13 protein-coding genes are annotated in these 17,960 nt (G+C 62.3%); 5 read left to right on the top strand and 8 right to left on the bottom strand.

The annotated features are described in order from the left end of the window. Positions 1 to 136: 136 nt before the first annotated feature. A complete protein-coding gene (locus MU846_RS10965) occupies positions 137 to 2,224 on the bottom strand; it encodes a CocE/NonD family hydrolase (RefSeq protein WP_246952656.1) in 2,088 nt (695 codons plus the stop codon). 116 nt (positions 2,225 to 2,340) lie between these two features. Then, entirely contained in the window at positions 2,341 to 2,649 is a 309-nt protein-coding gene (locus MU846_RS10960; protein WP_246952654.1) for a hypothetical protein, read from the bottom strand. Between the two features lie 118 nt (positions 2,650 to 2,767). Here MU846_RS10960 and MU846_RS10955 point away from each other — a divergent pair, with 118 nt between their 5' ends. Next, complete coding sequence (locus MU846_RS10955; protein WP_246952652.1) at positions 2,768 to 4,213, top strand: phospholipase D family protein; 1,446 nt, start codon at positions 2,768 to 2,770, stop codon at positions 4,211 to 4,213. Positions 4,214 to 4,220: 7 nt separating this feature from the next. Here the strand turns inward: MU846_RS10955 and MU846_RS10950 are convergent, their stop codons facing one another. Further along, a complete protein-coding gene (locus MU846_RS10950) occupies positions 4,221 to 5,039 on the bottom strand; it encodes a TlpA disulfide reductase family protein (RefSeq protein ID WP_246952650.1) in 819 nt (272 codons plus the stop codon). A gap of 117 nt (positions 5,040 to 5,156) precedes the next feature. Further along, positions 5,157 to 5,852, bottom strand: coding sequence for a DUF3592 domain-containing protein (locus MU846_RS10945; protein ID WP_246952648.1), 696 nt, complete (start codon positions 5,850 to 5,852; stop codon positions 5,157 to 5,159). Between the two features lie 290 nt (positions 5,853 to 6,142). Here MU846_RS10945 and gloA point away from each other — a divergent pair, with 290 nt between their 5' ends. Further along, the gene (gene gloA / locus MU846_RS10940) at positions 6,143 to 6,694 is read left to right on the top strand and encodes a lactoylglutathione lyase (RefSeq protein WP_246952647.1); all 552 of its coding nucleotides are present in this window, start codon (positions 6,143 to 6,145) and stop codon (positions 6,692 to 6,694) included. A gap of 447 nt (positions 6,695 to 7,141) precedes the next feature. Here gloA and MU846_RS10935 read toward each other — a convergent pair whose 3' ends face one another. The 3 genes from MU846_RS10935 to MU846_RS10925 form a co-directional block, all read right to left on the bottom strand. Next, positions 7,142 to 8,119, bottom strand: a complete 978-nt coding sequence (locus MU846_RS10935; RefSeq protein ID WP_246952645.1) for a bile acid:sodium symporter family protein — start codon at positions 8,117 to 8,119, stop codon at positions 7,142 to 7,144. A 170-nt stretch (positions 8,120 to 8,289) separates the two neighbouring features. After that, the gene (locus tag MU846_RS10930) at positions 8,290 to 9,222 is read right to left on the bottom strand and encodes a patatin-like phospholipase family protein (RefSeq protein WP_246952643.1); all 933 of its coding nucleotides are present in this window, start codon (positions 9,220 to 9,222) and stop codon (positions 8,290 to 8,292) included. Continuing rightward, a complete protein-coding gene (locus MU846_RS10925) occupies positions 9,206 to 10,702 on the bottom strand; it encodes a flavin-containing monooxygenase (RefSeq protein ID WP_246952641.1) in 1,497 nt (498 codons plus the stop codon). Before MU846_RS10925 ends, MU846_RS10930 begins: the two co-directional genes overlap by 17 nt. A 257-nt stretch (positions 10,703 to 10,959) precedes the next feature. On the opposite strand from MU846_RS10925, the gene MU846_RS10920 reads away from it, so the two are divergent. Together MU846_RS10920 and MU846_RS10915 are read left to right on the top strand one after the other, a co-directional pair. Continuing rightward, positions 10,960 to 12,288, top strand: coding sequence for an MATE family efflux transporter (locus MU846_RS10920; RefSeq protein WP_246952639.1), 1,329 nt, complete (start codon positions 10,960 to 10,962; stop codon positions 12,286 to 12,288). A gap of 362 nt (positions 12,289 to 12,650) precedes the next feature. Further along, entirely contained in the window at positions 12,651 to 12,974 is a 324-nt protein-coding gene (locus MU846_RS10915; protein WP_246952637.1) for an antibiotic biosynthesis monooxygenase family protein, read from the top strand. On the opposite strand, the gene MU846_RS10910 is transcribed toward MU846_RS10915, so the two are convergent. Continuing rightward, positions 12,946 to 14,583 carry a C13 family peptidase gene (locus MU846_RS10910; RefSeq protein ID WP_246952635.1) on the bottom strand — a complete coding sequence of 546 codons (1,638 nt, stop codon included), beginning with the start codon at positions 14,581 to 14,583 and terminating at the stop codon, positions 12,946 to 12,948. The two genes, MU846_RS10915 and MU846_RS10910, sit on opposite strands and share 29 nt — an antisense overlap. 224 nt (positions 14,584 to 14,807) lie before the next feature. On the opposite strand from MU846_RS10910, the gene MU846_RS10905 reads away from it, so the two are divergent. Next, the gene (locus MU846_RS10905) at positions 14,808 to 17,777 is read left to right on the top strand and encodes a parallel beta-helix domain-containing protein (protein WP_246952633.1); all 2,970 of its coding nucleotides are present in this window, start codon (positions 14,808 to 14,810) and stop codon (positions 17,775 to 17,777) included. Positions 17,778 to 17,960 lie beyond the last annotated feature (183 nt).

The raw sequence follows: 17,960 nt of genomic DNA, 5'->3' as shown, positions 1-17,960 counted from the left end.
AAAAAATCGAGCGAATAATCAAGCAAAAAATTGAGCAAAAAAATCGAGCAAAAAAACAGCGCGATTTCATTTTCTCGCCCGTCTCGACTATTGATCGCCTTGCGGCGTTGCCGCTCGCGCCGCCTCCGGCACCTGCTCACGGCAGCGGTGGCGCCAGGGCATTTTCGGGCAACGCACTGCGGCCATCGGCCGTCAGCAGCGGCAGCTGCACCGTGCCCTCCACCTCTACGATAATGCTCAGCAAATCACGTGAAAAAGTGCCGACATAAGTCGGGTGCACACCATAGAGCATCAGGAACAACTGATCGCCCGGCTGCAACCGTTCGGCGATGCCCTCCAGCATCACCTCATGTTGGCCGATGCCGCGCAATGGATAGACCTGCTCATCAATCAGCTCGGGCACGGGCAGCGGTAAGGGCAGCTCCGGCAGCAGCGCCGCTCGCAACACGCCGATGCCGGCGAACAGGATCACATCCTCGCCCTTGAGCACCAGCAGCGGCGGCGTTTCTTCACCGCAACGAAGCATGTTCACCAATGGCCCGAGCAGGCCGCTGATGATGTCGTTGCACAGCAACGGATCAAGCAACACTTCTTCAAGCGGGTCGAGCACCGCCAGCGGATCAGTGAGTGTGACTGACAGCGTCGGGATGCCGGCCAGCACCGCTTCTTCGGTCACACTGCCCAGGCTGACCAGCGTGGGCAGTGCCCCTGCTGCGCCGGAGCGCGCTGTCACCGGCAGGCCGCCCGGCCCGTCAAGCGCGACGGGCTGGCCACCGACGGTGACGTCCGGCACGGTTACCGCATCGCCGTAGGTCATGGTCAGGCATATATCCTGGCCAGAGGTAATGACGTCATCGGCATTGCCCCGCCCGCGCAGCTTTTCGTCAAACCAGGCGATTGTGGCACTGGCGGCATCCACTTCACCACAACTGGCAAACGCATCCAGGCTCCCTTGTGCAAGATCAGGCAAGGCACCGAGAAAAGTCGGCAGGTTCTGCGCGGTCTCCAGCACGAAGCCCGCATTGGGTGAAAGATAATGATGGCCGAAAGGATACGTCAGCAGGCGCACATCACCGCCCTGCGCCTTCAGGCACTGGTAGTTGGCAAATGCTTCATTGAACGTGAACAGCGAATCGCGAAAACCCTGGAACATCAACACGTCGATCGGGTACAGCTCACCGCGCGGTTGCTGCACCATGTAGCGACTGCCGCCGGTCAGTGGCCCGAGCAGCTGCATCAGCGGATCCAGCACATAATCGCCCGTGCCGGGCGCCGACAGCAGCTGCAAACCTCGCGGGTTGCTGCAACTGTAAGCCAGGCCGCTGTAGCTGAGAAAATCCTGTGCCGAGGCCGGCATCACATTGGCCACGGCAGATTCCACCAGCGTGGCGCGCAGCAGCGGGTCCATCGACAACCCGGTGCGCACATCACCCATCGCCGCCAGCACCAGGCCCCAATAGGATTTCACCGTATTGCCGGGGCTCAGGCTGTAGCTGAGATCGTGCCAGGTGATGTGGGGCACCAGCGCATCCAGCCGCTGATCCGGGTCCATGCTGTAGAGCATATATTGAAAGCCGCCACCGTAGCTGGCGCCCACCGCACCCAGCAGCAGGTTTTGCGCGCCAGTATGGTTGGGCGCATAGGCAAGGTAATCCAGATGCACCTGCGCCCAGTCGACGATCTGGATCAGATCCTGCCCCTCGAAATCGGGCGTCATCACGCGAACCGTGCCGCCACTTTCACCATGGCCGCGCTGATCGATGCTGATCACCGCGTAGCCGGCCTCGGTGAGCTGCGCAATCGGCGCGGAGAAGCTGCTGCCCGCCGCGGTTTGCCGCGAGCCGGCAAAGCCATGCCCTTCGAGAATCAGCGGATGCCGAGCCCGGCAATCGACAGTGCGCGGCTCGAAAACCTGAAACACAATGGCCGCGCCATCAATGCGCGACGGCATTGATACCCGATAACTGCGGCCGCCCTCCAGGTGCTCGCCTTGCTCACAGCTGGCCGCCGGGCCGGCCGCCTGGCTGGTCGGCAGCGGCCGCAACATGCGCGGCGGCTCTGGCGCGCCCGGTTCAGGCTCTTCCGGCTCGGGTGTGCCGGGGCCGGGCTGGCCTGCGGGCGGTGCGGACGAGCTGCTGCCTCCGCACGCAATCAGTGACAAGCTCAGCAGCACTGCACACAGCAGCAGCCAACCTCGGCGGGCAAGGCAAAGCGGGCAGCTCATGACAATCATCCCGGTGAATTGTTGTAATGTGCGATGCCTGTACGCCGCAGGCATCCGATTGCCAACTTAACCACCAATTTGTCGGCACGACTGTGCCAGAACTGTCCGCGAACTGTTTACGAACTGTTGCGCGTGTTAACCGTCTGTTGAGCCCAGCGCTGCCAGGCATGAACCAGAGGCGATACCGCACACACCAGCGCCAGCAGTGCCAGACTGCCGAGCAGCGCTTGCCGGTGGCCTTGCTCAAGCAGCTGCGTGCCCGGCACCCAGGCCAGCAATAGCAAACTCCCCACCAGCCACACCACCGCCGGCACCAGCAGCCGGCGCTGCCATGGCGCGGCCAGGCCAGCCAGGCCCAATAACGCTCGTGCAGCTTCCAGCGCCGCCCACCCCAGCAATATCACGCCCATCAAAATGCCGGCCATCAAAGCACTCCTCCGCTGTGATTGTCAGATTGATGCGCAGCATAACAGCCGCTGTCATTGCGCTGTAGCGCTCAGGCTGGCTACGCTACGCGCAACTGCGCTGCTGCCGAGCCTTGCCATGATGCCTTTCGTGATTCGTTCTCTCGCCGTTTTTGTCGCGTTGCTGCTCGGCCTGAGCACCCTGCATGGCTGCCGCTCGCTACCCGCCGGCATGAGCGTCGCCACCCCGCCTCGTGCGCTGGAAGGCGCCGAACTGCTGATTGACTACACCGGCGTGCGCCGCAGTGACGGTGAACGGCAGATTCAGCAGCACATTTTCGACGAGATTTTCCAGCTGGTCGATCAGGCGCAGCAGCTGATCGTGTTGGACATGTTTCTCTACAACGATTTTCAGGGCGAGCCACCGGAGCTGCACCGCGCCTTGTCTGCGGAGCTGACCCAGCGCTTGCTGGCGCGCAAGGCAGCCGTGCCGGGCTTGCGCATCATCGTCATTACCGATCCTTTCAATATTCTTTACGGCGGCATGGCTGCGCCGCATCTGGATGCATTGCGAGCCGCCGGCGTGGACGTGGTGGTGACGGATCTGACTGCGCTGCCGGATTCCAACCCGAGCTGGTCGGCGCTGTGGCGGCTGTGCTGCCAATGGTTTGGCAACAGTGACAGCGGTGGCTGGCTGCCGAATCCGGTCGGCCCCGGCAAAGTCACGCTGCGCACTTATCTCAGCCTGTTGAACTTCAAGGCCAACCACCGCAAGACGATAGTGGTGGATCATGGCGACAGCTGGGCGGCGGTGGTGGCCTCCGCCAACCCGCATGACGGCAGCAGCGCGCATGGCAACGTGGCACTGCGTTTTACCGGGCCGGCCGCGCTGGATCTGCTGGAGACGGAGCTGGCGGTGGTGCGCTTCTCTGCCCCGGATATTCCCCTGGATGATTTTCCCGCACCGCTGGCCGCCGCCGAGGCCGCGCCACAAGCGGCGGCCAGCCTGCGCATTGTTACCGAGGGCCGTATCGGCGCTGCGCTGCTGACAGCGGTGGAACAAACCCGGGCGGGCGACCGGATTTATATCGACGTGTTTTATTTTTCTCACCGGCCGCTGTTGAAAGCGCTGCTTGATGCAGCGGATCGCGGGGTGGCCCTGCGAGTGCTGCTGGATCCGAACAAGGATGCCTTCGGCCGCCAGAAAAACGGGGTGCCCAACCGCCAGCTGGCCTCCGCCTTGCATCGCGGCGGGGTACCCGTGCGCTGGTGCAACACCAGCGGCGAGCAATGCCACGCCAAGCTGATGCTCGTGTTGCGGCAAAGTGGCGACGCCGAGCTGCTGCTCGGCTCGGCAAATTTCACCCGCCGCAATCTGAATGATCTGAACCTGGAGACCAACGTCCAGCTGCGGGCGCCACTCGCCCATCCACTGATACAGAAAGCCGAAGAGATGTTCCAGCGTCGCTGGCACAACACCGACGAGGTGACCTACAGCCTCGAATATGCCGCCTATGCGGATGAATCGACGCTGCGCTACTGGCTGTATCGCTTCATGGAAGGCACTGGCTGGTCGTCGTTCTGATCGGTTGTCAGGGTTCGCGCTCGGCAAAATAGCGCATTGCATGCTGCAACGTCGCCGCTGACACTTCGCCAAGGTGGCTGTCTACCAGATTGCCGTCTGCATCATAAAACAGCGTCGTGGGCAGCGCCGACGAACCCACATGGGCGCCCAGCGCGCCCTGAGAATCAAGCAGCACATTGCTCAGGCGCAGTTGCTGGCCGGTGAGAAACTGCTGCACTGTCCATACCGGCTCGCGCTGATTGACGAACACGAACTGCACCTGCGGGTGCGCCTGCTGCGCCGCTTCCAGCACCGGCATTTCGCGCCGGCACGGCGGGCACCAGGTCGCCCACAGGTTCACCACCATCGGCCGCCCGTCGTGCCGCGCCGGCAATGATGCAGCGGCGCCGCTCATTGTGGTCAGCGGCGCCGGCGGCATTTCTCTGGCGCTGTTTTCAAGCAGCATGAAGGCCGCACTGGCGGCCAGCCAGCTGCCGGCGCCCGCCGCCAGAGCAAACGATAGCGGCCGCCGCAGTGGCGGCCGCCGTGCCATCAGCCAGCCGGCACACAGCGCTGCGGCCAGCAGGCCACCGATCGGATCAAAGCCGCCATCGCGGATATCCAGCATGGACAACGGCGCAGCCAGATAAAGATCGGCATAGCGCGCCACAAACACCAGCCGCGCTCCGATCACGCCCCAGCCGATTACCGACAACACCGCATCCGCCACCGGCACCCGCCGTTGGCGCGCCAGATAGATCGCCACCGTCAATGCCACCAGCATCGCCACCACGAACAGGCCACGTTGCGCCGACATCACCAGCGGCCCAAAGCTGACAGACAACATGCAAACTCCCCCGCGCTCCGGCTATATGGCGCTACGTAAACCTGCGCCTGTGTGGCGCATCGAAACATGGCGAGGCAGCGAATGCCAGCTGGCCGGCGGTTGCGATGAAGGAAGCGATCAATTCAGGCGCGGCAGGAAGGAAAGATCCATGTAGTAACAGCCCGGATCGGCGGGATCGATAAAGACCGGTACGCTGGCACGATCTATGAAATCGGTGGGGTCGTCGCGGAGATTTTCACTGTGGTAAACGTAAACACGGGCGGTGGCCGGGTCCTGCCACTGGCCAACCACGCGAAACGGATGGCGACCCTTGATCTGTAACGCAAAGTTGCGCTCCACACCGTGAAAAGCGGCGGCAACCCGGCACCCGCGAGCACGCAACCGTGCGACACGCCGTCGTCGCGCCCACAACATGCCCAACGCCCCCAGCGCAACACCGCCCAACACCAGCGCCAGCCCGCCGAGCCTCAGCGCCGGGGCCCACAGCGCCTGCGCCCCCGCCAGATGTGCCTCCAGAGGCCGGTGCGGGTGATACAGCACTGTGGCCGTATCACCTACTTCATAAGCCGGCGTATTGCGCCCCACGGCGTAAATGATCTCGTAGGCCAATCCGGTGGCCGCCACAAAGGCCACCTTGGGCGCGTAGCGCACGCCCTCGCCACCGGGCTGCTGCACAAGCTCGACCACGCGCCCCTGCGCACGCTCTGCGACACTGACGAAACGGTAGGTTTTCAGCCCGGCCACACTCGCCGCCACGAACACACCCGCCCCGACAACGCCGAATATTGTGCCAATGATCCTGATGGCTCGCATGGATAATCCGCCGTAAACCCGATCCTGCCGCGAATTATAGAAGTGTGCGCCACCGGCACAACGCACCCGCCCACACCATCAGGTAAAAAAGTGCATAACCTGTCACAAAGCCGGGGAACTCACGTCCCGAGCTCAGGCCGCCAGGCCCTCGCAACTGCCCGCCCGGCGCGTGCGTGTCTGGCAGCGCCACCTCTGTCACGCTCCCGCGAATCGGGCCTGCGGCCGTGCCGCTGCATATTTGCCGTATAATGGCCGCAAAACAGTGACCCAACATTTCAGGAGCCTTCGTCATGTCACGTCATTTTGAACAGGCCGAGGGGTTGTGCGAGCAGCCGGATGCCATCACCGCCCGCTATCGCTTTACCCAGACCATGCTGCGCATCAAAGACCCCGTCGTCAGCCTGGATTTTTATACCCGTGTGCTCGGCTTGCGCCTGGTACGCAAACTGGATTTCCCGGAAATGAAGTTCAGCCTGTATTTTCTTGGCTGCCTCGATGACGACGTCGCCAAAGATATTCCCACGGACCCACATGCCCGCAGTACCTGGACCTTCGGCCGCGAGGCGCTGCTGGAGCTGACCCACAACTGGGGCACCGAAGACGATGCCGCGTTCAGTTATCACAATGGCAATCAGGAGCCGCGTGGCTTTGGCCACATCGGCTTTACCGTGCCGGACGTGTATGCCGCCAGCGAGCGTTTTCAGCAGCTTGGCGTGCCATTTGTAAAAAAACCGGACGAGGGAAAAATGATGGGCGTCGCTTTTATCACGGACCCGGATGGCTACTGGATCGAAATCGTGCAAGCCGACATGATGGAAAAACAGGCGCGCGCCGCCGGCTGATGACACCACGGAAAACCGGCACGGTATACCTGCCGCCGTGCCGGACGGGCAAGGAAAGCCCGGGACAGCGGGTGCCATGAAGCTGAAAACCGCAGCATTGCTGCGCTAGCCCTGTTTGCGTAGCGGCTGAAAAATCAACTTCACGGCATCCTGTCGCTGCCGACATCCGTTGAACACTACCATTGTCGTGGAATTTTTATAGAGGTTTCCACTGAAGGTAAGTGAAAGTAATGCGACATGTAGCGGGTATTCTGACCGCTGGAAGTTCGTCGCTCGCTCTCCCGCCCCCTTATTCGCTTCGCTCACCCTTCGGGCCAGCTTGCGGCTGTTCTGCGCTTTGCTTGTCTCACAAGGGCGAGGGCAGCAAAAAAAGATCGGCATTCGGGACCACCCATCGAGGCTTTCGCGGACATCGGAAATGGCTCGACGGAAATCGACGATGGACCATTATGTCTTGCCTGTCCGCCTTGCGTAGCGGTTGGCAATGACCACGCAAACCATCAGTTGCAGCTGATGGAAGATCATGATCGGCAGCAATACACTGCCGACCGTGCCCGCCGCGAACAACACATTTGCCATGGGCACGCCGGTGGCCAGGCTTTTTTTCGAGCCGCCGAAAACAATCGTTATCTCGTCCTCCTTGTTGAAGCCCAGCAACCGCGCCAGCCAGACACTGATGCCCAGCACCAGCGCCAGTATCACCACACAGATCACAAACAGCCCCAACAATGCCGACCCCGGCACCGCCTGCCACAAGCCTTCCAGCACCGCCCGCCCGAACGCGGTATAGACCACCAGCAGGATCGACATCTGATCGACATAGCGCAACCAGGCTTTATTGCGATCCACCCATTCCCCGATCCAGCGACGCGCCAGATGGCCCACCACAAAAGGTACCAGCAGTTGCAGCACGATTTTCTGAATCGCATCCAGCGTCGAGCCGGTATCGCCGTGCACTTCCAGCAATAGCTGCACCAGAAAAGGGGTAATGAAAATCCCCAGCAAACTGGATGCCGACGCGCTGCACACCGCCGCAGGAATATTGCCGCGTGCAATCGAGGTGAAGGCAATGGCGGATTGCACCGTGGCCGGCAGCGCGCACATGAACAACACACCCAGATACAGCTCCGGCGTCACCAGCGGCGCGAGCACCGGCTTCAGCGCCAGACCCAGCGCCGGAAACAACAGGAACGTGAGGGAAAAGATCAGCAGATGCAGGCGCCAGTGCAATGCACCGGCGAGAATGGCCTCACGGGACAGTTTTGCACCGTGGAGAAAAAACAGCAGCGCGATGGCGCCGATGGTGAGGCCATCGAACGCCTCGCTCACTTGCCCCTGCGCCGGCAGCAATGTTGCCAGCACCACGGTGCCAACCAGCGCCAGGGTAAATTTGTCAGGCAGCAAACGGGATAACGACAACGACATGAACGACATTCCCACGAATCAGGCCGGAAGGCGAAGACTCTACCGTCGTGGCCACCGGCGCGCTAGCTGCGCCGGGTGCTGCGCCGTTCAGCACTGCTCTTTTTTGCACTGGCCGGTTTCACACTGCCAGGTTCGGCGCTTTAAGGTGAAGGTGTTCAGCACCAGCGTGTTCAGCACTGGCGGGCAAGCTGACGCTGCGTGGTGCGCAGCGCGGTGTGAAATACCTGTCGCCGACGCGCCGGGTCCATCATGTTGAACCCGATGGCGCGTAAATCCTCGGCTTCCGGCTCCAGCCGGATGACGCGAATACCGGCCTGCTCCAGCGCCTTCACTTCACGATCCACGATCGCTGTCATGTAGCGGCGCACGCGGCGCTCGATCCGCGCCCAGGGTGCGCGTGGTGCATCCGGTTGCCGTGACGCCATCGGCGCCAGCACGATCGCTTCATCCACGTCTGCCGCCAGCAGCATATCTGCCGAGGTCGGCGACGCGATGCCGCCATCCAGATAAGTACGCCCCTGCCAGGCCACCGGCGGGCACCAGCCGGGCACGGCGTAGGAGGCGCACACCGCCAGGTTCATCGGCATGGCCGGCGCATCGTGGCGGCCCAGCGCGACGCGCTCGCCGCTATGCTGGTCCACCACCACCATCCAGGCATTGGGGTGCGGTGCCCACTCACCGGGCGGTACGACGCTGTCAATCAAGGCCATGAACGGCGCCATATCGGCACGCCCACGGGGCAGCACACCGGTTAGCGCGGTAAGCGGCGCTATTTCGCCACGCAGGCCACGGCGCAACAACGAAAGCCCGCTGAAGCCCATGCCTGGCAGAGGCGGCAGCGCGCCGCCAGTGGCCGTGTCGTGATCCCAGATGCAATCCGGCAGTTCATCCCGCTGGCTGGCCAGCAATCGCGACACTGGCGTGCCTGCTGCGAGCAACGCAGCCAGCACGGCGCCGGCAGAAGTGCCGATCAGAATATCGGCATCACGTGCGTCCCAGCCCAGTTGCTGTTCCAGATTCGCCAGCGCGGCAATTGACCAGGCCGCGCCGGCGACCCCGCCGCAGCCGAGCACCAGCGCCCGCTTTTCATATCGCTGCTGCATCCTGCACCTCCCCCGCTGCCGCCTGCACCTGATAACTCTCCAGATCAAACTGCGCCAGCAGCCGCCGCATGGTCAGCGTGCTCCAGGGGAAGCCGGTGCTGTTGCGGCCGTTGGCATCAATGTAATAACTGGAGCAGCCGCCGGTGTTCCAGACCGTGCCCACCAGCGCCTGCTGCACCTTCTCGTTGTATTGCTGCTGCACGGCTTCGCGCACCTCCACCCGCGCAAGGCCCTGCTCGCGCATCGCTTGCAGTGCCGCCAGCGCATAACTGATTTGCGCCTCGATAACGATGAACGCGGAATTGTGCCCGATGGCCAGATTCGGCCCCAGCACCAGAAACAGATTGGGGAAACCGTGCATCGTGGTGCCGCGATAGGCTTGCGGGCTGCCGGCCCACAGCTCGGCCAATGTGCTGCCGTTTGTGCCGTGCACGCGCTGGGCAATGGGCTGTTCCGTGACATGAAAGCCGGTGCCGAGAATAATGGTATCCACGGCCCGTTCGCTGCCGTCGTCGGCCACCACGACATTGCCGCGAATTTCACGCACGCCGGTAGCCAGCACTTCCACATTCGGCTGGGCCAGCGCCGGATAATAATCATTGGACAGCAGCACACGCTTGCAGCCGAGGGTGTAATCCGGTGTCAGTTTTTCCCGCAGCGCCGGTGGCTTGATCGCCATGCGCAAATGCGCGCGCGCCAGCCGCTCCACCTGCTTGAGCAGCGCCGGCCTGCGAAAGCCGATACCGAAGGTTTCAAAACCACTGTAAAGCAATCCGCGCAAAAGCTGACGCACCCCCGGCAGCGCCAGCAGGCCGGTTTGCACAGCGTTCAGCGATGCATCCGGTTTCGGCAGAACCCATTGTGGCGTGCGCTGATACACTTTCAGCTCGCTGACCAGCGGCTGTATCTGCGGCACAAACTGGATCGCCGAGGCGCCGGTGCCGATCACCGCCACCCGCTCGCCGCGCAAATCGTGACTGTGATCCCAACGCGAGGAATGAAATACCTTGCCGGGAAACACATCCAGCCCCGGCAGTGCCGGCATGATCGGCTCGTGCAGGTAACCGGTGCAGGAAATCACCACGCTGGCGTGGTATTCACCGCGCGTAGTGCGCACACGCCAGTGGCTGTGCGACTCGATCCATTCGGCTTGCTGCAATTCCTCGCCGTAACGGATATGCGCCTGCACGGCGTGGCGGGCAGCGGTGTCCTTCACATACGCCAGAATCTCCGCCTGCCCGGCAAACAGCCGGCTCCAATCTGCTTTTTGCGCAAAGGAATAGGAATACAGCGCAGAGGGCACATCGCAGGCACAGCCGGGGTAGGTATTGTCACGCCAGGTACCACCGAGCTGATCGGCTTTTTCCAGCACGGCAAAGTTATCGATGCCTTGCTGGCGCAAGCGAATCGCTGCACCGATACCACTGATGCCGGCGCCGATGACCAGCACATCAAACCACTGAGGGCGCGTGTTACTCATGATTGTTGTTATTCCTTTTGACTGTTGGCCGATGATTGTTGCGCGCGTTATCCGGCGTGCAGGCGTCTTTCGATGCACACCTTGCCGCCGCCTTGCCGCGCGTCCCCGCATCGCCGGCACCTGAAAAAACGGAGTATAGCTGTTCGCAGGGCATAGCATGATGCCAGCGCCCGTCAGGTCGCCTATCATCACGGGCCAACCGTCTCTTTTGCCCGCAGGCACTGTGCCTGCCTGGGTAGCAGGAACCCTGTGTTGTCATGAGCTCACCTATTCCCGGCTATCGCACCCTGATTCGCCTAGCCATTCCGGTGATCCTCGCCAATGCCGCCGTGCCGCTGCTGGGCCTGGCCGATACCGCCGTGATCGGACGCACCGGCGATGCGGCCGCGCTGGGTGCCATTGCGCTGGGCTCGCTGGTGTTCAGTTTCCTGTATTGGGGATTCGGCTTTTTGCGCATGGGCACCACCGGCTTCACCGCGCAAGCAGCCGGCGCTGGCGACATGCCCGAGGTGCGCGCAGCGTTTGCCCGCGCCCTGCTGATGGGGCTGGCGATTGGCCTGGGCCTGATCCTGTTGCAGTGGCCCTTGCGGCTGGGGGCATTGTCGCTGCTCAATGGCAGCGATGCAGTGGAGCTGGGCGTGCAACAGTATTTTCAGGTGCGTATCTGGGGCGCACCGGCCACCCTGGGCATGTTCGCCCTGCTCGGCGTTCTGATCGGGCTGGGCCACACCCGCCAGTTATTATGGTTGCAGCTGTTTCTCAATGGCCTGAACCTGTCGCTGGATATCCTGTTCGTGGCGGGCTTTGGCTGGGGCGTGCGCGGCATTGCGCTGGGCACGGTAATCGCCGAATGGACCTCGCTGGCGCTCGGGCTGTGGATGGTGCTGCGCCTGATCCGCCCGGCACCGGGCGATACTGCGCCGCTGTGGCCATGGGCGTTATTGAAAGTACGGGCACTGTGGTGGCGCACCTTGCGCGCCAATGCGGATATCATGTGGCGCACCTTGCTGCTGCTGGCCGGCTTTGCGCTGTTTGCCGATCAGGGTGCCCGCTTCGGTGACGACACTCTCGCGGCAAACCATATCCTGTTGCAGTTCATTTCGTTGTCGGCGTTTTTCCTCGATGGCTACGCCTATGTGGTGGAATCTCAGGTGGGCCGCGCCATGGGCGCGCGGCAACCACTCTGGTTCCGGCTGGTGATTGTTCGCTCCACGATGCTGGCTGCGGCGACCGCGCTGGTGCTGGCGCTGCTGGTATGGCTGCCGGGGCCGTGGTTTATCGACATGCTGACAACCGCCGCAGGGGTACGGGAAACAGCGCGCCTTTATCTGCCGTGGGCTGCCGTTTATGTGCTGTGCTCGTTCGCTGCGTTCCAGCTCGACGGCATTTTTATCGGTACCACCACCAGCCGCCCGATGCGCGACGCCACCGGCGCATCGCTGCTGTTGTTCATGCTCGCCTTATGGCTACTGGTGCCGCTGTACGGCAACCATGGCTTGTGGCTGGCGTTTATCGGGTTTGTGGTCGCGCGTGGGCTGACGCTGGGCGCGTTTCTGCCGCTGCTGTATCGGCGCGTGCAACGCTGACCGCTCGCCGCTGCCGTCTGTACCCGGCCGGCTTGCACCAAAGCGTGGCGGCACCCACAGCGCAGCCGGCGCCTTACGGTATGCTCGCTGCGAAGTCGCTATCGACCAAAAAAGCTACCCGGAAACACTCTTGCGCAAAAGACTATTGACCGAACGCCTGTTGATCGAACGCCTGTTGATCGAGAAACTCATGAGCGAGAGGCTCATGACCGAAAGACTTTTGATCAACAGGCTATAAGCAAGGGGCGATAAGCAAAGGGCTTTGCCCAAAGCGTGCTTCCTGAAGCAAGGCACAGAACGCTTCTCGCCAGCGCCCTTACCAATAGGGAAACACCCCACCACAGCTGCAACACGGAGGCCGCATGAAGTTCATCTTCGAGGTGCATATCAAGGACGGTTATCAGACCGAGGATTACGCGCACGCCTGGGTGCGCGCCAGCGAATTGATCCAGCGTGCGCCGGGCGCCCGTGGCACGACGCTGCATCGCAAGCTGGGCGATCCGCGCACGCTGATTGCCATTGCCTACTGGGACAGCAAAGCCGCACGGGATGCCATGGAAGCGCGCCCTGATCCCGAGGTGGCGGCGATCATTCGCGAGGCGGCGCAGTATTGCGACATCCGCCTGATCGGTGAATTTGATGAACCGGAGTGGTGCGTCACTCCCGCTGCGCCTGCCACGCCCTGAGCTGCGCCAGTACGGCCTCGGGCATATGGATTTGCGGCTCCGACGGCACTTTTATGCCTTCTTGCTCTTCTCGCGCAAGGACGCGCTCGCGAGCGGCATGGAAGGCCGCCACAAAATCACCGTCGGCGGCCAGGGTGTCGCGAAAATAGGCACCCCCGAAATAGGTAAAATCGGCTTCATCGGTGCAGCCGAACGAGGTGCGATCTGCCCGCGCTGCGGTGATCACCAGCGTGTGCTCGTTTTGTAGTGGCTCGATAAAGCCACCCGAGTAGCAGGCAGAAATAAGCACCACCTGCCAGCGGATGCCGCTCTCCGCCAGCAGGCTCGCCAGCGTATCGGCCGACAGCGCTGGCAATGTCAGCCCGTTCTGATGCAGCAGGAAGCGATGATCCTGCGACCCGTGGCTGGTCATGAACACGAACAGAATATCGCGCTCCACGTCCATCTGTTCCGCCAGCCGCGCCAGGCTGCGGCGTACGCTGGTGATCGTGGCCAACGGATAGCTGCCGGTGGTGCTGCGGCTATTGATCAGCGTGATGCTGCGGCTATCGGTATCGAACCAGTGGCGGAACATTTCCTCCACGTATTGCACCTCACGCCGAAACACTTCCTGTGAGCCGTCGCCGGCAATCGACAACAGATAAAGATTGATCCGTTCCGGTAGCGAAGGCTGCACCGCTGCCAGCATGGTATCCAGCAGGTCACTTTGTGAGTACAGCAGTGCCTCCACCTGCTCGCCGAGCCCCTGCTGGTGAGCAAGCACATCCGGCCAGAACTGTCCCGACTGCCATTGGCCTTCGCGCAGCAACTGGCCGCTGGCGTCGAATTCCCGCCCTTCTCCGTGACGCTGGTCGCGTGCAAAGGCGCCTTCGTAATAGCTGCCATCTGCCTGGGTAAGACGCCCCTGACCATGCAACATGCCGCGCCGGAACTCGCCTTCATAGCGGGTGCCATTTTGCCCGATGAAAACACCCTCGCCGCTCAGCAGCCCATCGACGAAATGCCCGCGGAATTCATTGCCCTGCGCATCAATCCGGGCGCCGTCCCCGGACAGCCGCCAGTCGACAAAATCGCCCTGATAAAGCGTGCCCTGGGTATCGCGCAGCTGGCCGCTCTGCAATTCGCCTCGCACAAAGCGGCCATGCATTTCCATGCCATCCGGCCAGAGCTGCCGGCCCCGGCCATGCAGCAGACCATGCTCGAACTCGCCCTCATAGAGCAGGCCGGTATGATCCACCATCGCACCGTGGCGCAACTGGTCGTCGGCAAACTCACCTTGGAGGCTGCCGCCGCTGGCCAGCTCCATCAGCCCGGTGCCGTGCATTTGCCCACGCCGGAAGCCGCCTTGATAAACATCACCGGAGGCCATCACCAGGCGGCCGGTGCCGGCCAGCTCACCGCGCACAAACTGGCCTTCGTAGTAACTGCCGTCCGGCCACTCCAGGCGGCCCGTACCGTGCATCAGCCCGGCCACCAGTGGCCCCTGGTAACGGCTGCCATCCGCCAGCCGCGCCGCTGGCGCATGCAGCCATTGCCATCCCAGCACCAGCAGCGTTACCAGCAGCAACACCGCTGCCGCTGCACGCAATATTCGCAGTAACCCCCGCATCACGCTCTCCCGCTCCGGCTTCGCTGAAGTCTACGCGCATCGCCGGCGATATCGAAACAAGGCACTTTCACGAAGTCCGCACAATAACTACACAGCTTGTCACGCATACAAGTTGTACAAAAGTACCAGATAGCTCGCTGCCGGGCGCGCCCCCTTGCCCGGCATCAGAACAACAATCTGGCCGGCCGTCAGGCACGGATCGGTCAGCAGCGTGGGAGATTTTCATGAATAAGCGCGCAGGGTATCTGATCGCTCTTCTGGCATGCTTTACCTTGGCCTCGTGCGGCGGCAGCAGCAGTGGCAGCCGAAGCAACCCGCCAACACCAGGCGACGGCAACCCACCACCGCCAGCCAGCGAGGGGCGTACTTTCACCATCAGCCCCGGCGCGCAAGCCACCTCGCAGATGGTGGCCGCGATGATCCAGCTGCGGCCCGGTGATACGCTGGCCTTCGAATGCGGCTTTTTCGAGCTGGATCAGGGTCTGCTGGTGCAGGCAACGGAAGATGTGACCATCACCGGCTGCGGCCGTGACGATACCGTGCTGTCATTCCGTGGCTCGGTGAACGCTTCTGGCCTTGAGGCGCTGAACGTGCGCGGCATCACGGTGCGTGATCTGACCATCCTCGATTCGCCGGGAGATGCCTTCAAGCTCAAGGGTGTGAAATGGGGCACGCTGGAAAATATCCGCGCCATCTGGTCTGGCGGTGGCGGCCCGATCACCGCCGCCAATATGGATACCCGGCTGCATGTAGCCTGCACCAGCCCGCCACTGAACGAGGGCGATCCCGCACCGGATTATGTACCCAGCTCCAGTAGCGGCCGCTATGGCGTTTACCCGGTGGAGTCGCAATACATTCTGGTGGACAACGCCGAATCCATCGGCGCCTCCGATGCCGGCATCTATGTAGGCCAGACCAACACCGCCATCATCCGCAACAGCCGCGCCGCCTATAATGTCATGGGCTTCGAAATCGAGAACGTGCGTGGCGGGGAATACGACAGCAATCTGGCCGAGTGCAACACCGGCGGCTTTCTGATTTATGATCTGGAAAACATCACCCAGTACGGTGATACCTCGGTGATGCTCAACAATATTGCCCGCAACAATAACACCTACAACTTTGCCCACAGCGGGTTGGTCTCCATGGTGCCACGCGGCTCCGGCCTGATCACGCTGGGCTACGACAATATCGAGGTGTACGACAACCTGTTCGAAGATCACAGCACTGCCGCCATCCTTTACATCAGTTACGCGCTGATCGATGGCGCCGGCGGCACTGCGGATCGCAAGCTTGACCCCTACACCGAGGGCCTGCACATACACAACAACATCATGCGCCGCTCCGGCTATTCATTACCGCCACCCGATCTGGAAAAAGCCTTGCAGGGTGACATCGAAACATTGTTGCCAACCTTGATCGGCCTGAAAAACCTGCCGACGCTGAACAACCCGCTGGAATTGCTCGACAGCTTGCAGAATCTGGCCAATCTGGGCCGGGGTGCGCACATTATCTGGGATGGCCTGCTGGATGAGCTTGACGCAGACTGCCCCTATCCCGTGGACGCCAACGGCAAGCCGGTGCCCGCCGATAGCCACGGCAAGCCTATCCACACCAATGAACACCCCAACCCTGGCTGCCACTACAACGCCTATAAATTCGACGATCAGGGCCAGCGTAAATTGCCGCAATGGGGCGCTTGTGTTCACAGCAACGAATTCGCCAATGACAGCGCGCCTTATCTGAATTTTCATGGCACCGCCGGCCTGGAACTGTTGATTGCGGTGCTGGAGCAGGATCTGTCGATACTCACGCCGGAAGGGCTATTGGCAATCGTGGGCGGCGTGCTGAATTTCCCGTCCAGCACCAATCTTGGCGAGCTGGATTGCCAGGCGCGCCATGGCCAACTGCTGCCGCCGCTGCCCCGCGTGCAAATTCCGCCGTTCGAGCCTAGCGGTGATTTCGACCCGGCCATCTCCGAAGAAGAAGTGCGCCAGCTATGCGAAGCCGAGCTGGCGCCCGGCGAGATCAACCGTGACGCGCTGGCGGTAAACTGCCCACTGCTGGCGCAATACAATCTGTTTGCAGATCCCCGCGACCCGCGTAGCATGCCGCACGAAGATGGCGTGCCGTTCGTGCTCAACACGCGGCTGTTTTCCGATTACGCCACCAAGTATCGCGTGGCGTTCATCCCACCCGGCACCCAGGTGGTGTATCGCGACGGGCAAGCTGGCCAGAACCCCAATGGCACCCTGCTGTTCCCGGTGGGCACCGTGCTGGCAAAAACCTTCGCCTTTACCCACGAAGCCAACGGCACGGAAACGCCCGTGGAAACACGGCTGCTGATCAAGCGCCTGAGCCAGAGCGGCAAGCCTTTCTGGGAGGGCCTGCCCTACCTCTGGGAAACCGATGACACCGGCGCGCCGGTCGCCCGTCTCGCCATGGGCGGTGCCACTGTGCCGGCGGACTGGCATTTCCGTGACAGCGACAGCGGCATCCTCTCGATCGGCAGCACCAGCGCCTATCAGGTGCCCAACGCGGGCCAGTGCATTACCTGCCACGGCAACGATGACAACGTCGCAGGCTCCGCGCCGATCGGCCCCAAACCGCGTAACCTGAACCGCGCCTACGTGCCGGAAACCGCCTTCATGGGCAACCAGGGGCAGGCCGGTTTTCCACGCGTGAACCAGCTTCAGTATTGGGTGGAGCACGGGCTGTTGGCCGGTGCGCCGGCGCTCACCCTTGATGGCGATGGTGTGGCGATCAACATCGAGCGCTTGCCGCGCTGGAACGTGCCGGGCGATGGCGGCCACAGCGCCCACTCCCCGGCCGATATCGAGCAACGCCTGCGCGCCTACATGGAAGTAAATTGCCAGCATTGCCATAACGACCGGGGCGCCGCCTCCAACACCGGCTATTACCTGGATCATTTTCGCCCGGTAAACGCCAGTTACGGCATTTGCAAACAACCCACCGCCACTGGCGGCGGCTCCTGCGGCCATCAGTTTGTGGTGGTACCCGGCAGCGCTGACAGCTCCATCCTGACCTGCCGCATGGAAGCGGAAAACGACCCGCAGCGGCTGATGCCGCCCATCGCCCGCAGCGTGGCCCATGACGAAGCTGTCGCGCTACTGCGCCAGTGGATTGATAGCGTGGTGGATAGCAATTATGAGAACGGCCGCGCCTGCCCCTGACGTCCTCATACAGAGCACTACCGCCGAGGTATTTCCGCAGTGCCCCGGAGTCATTCCGGGGCACTGCCCCCCGAAGAGATACACCTCTCGATCACGCTGCCTCTGAAGCCGGCGATCAACTCTGCGATAAAGCCTTGGCCAATATACAGACCACAGCCTCGATACATTGAGCGCGACCCCGGC

The sequence above is a fragment of the Alcanivorax quisquiliarum genome (assembly GCF_023051175.1).
Lineage (GTDB): Bacteria > Pseudomonadota > Gammaproteobacteria > Pseudomonadales > Alcanivoracaceae > Isoalcanivorax > Isoalcanivorax quisquiliarum.
The sequence above is the reverse complement of the archived record's forward strand: the minus strand, read 5'-3'. Positions and strand labels throughout refer to the sequence as shown.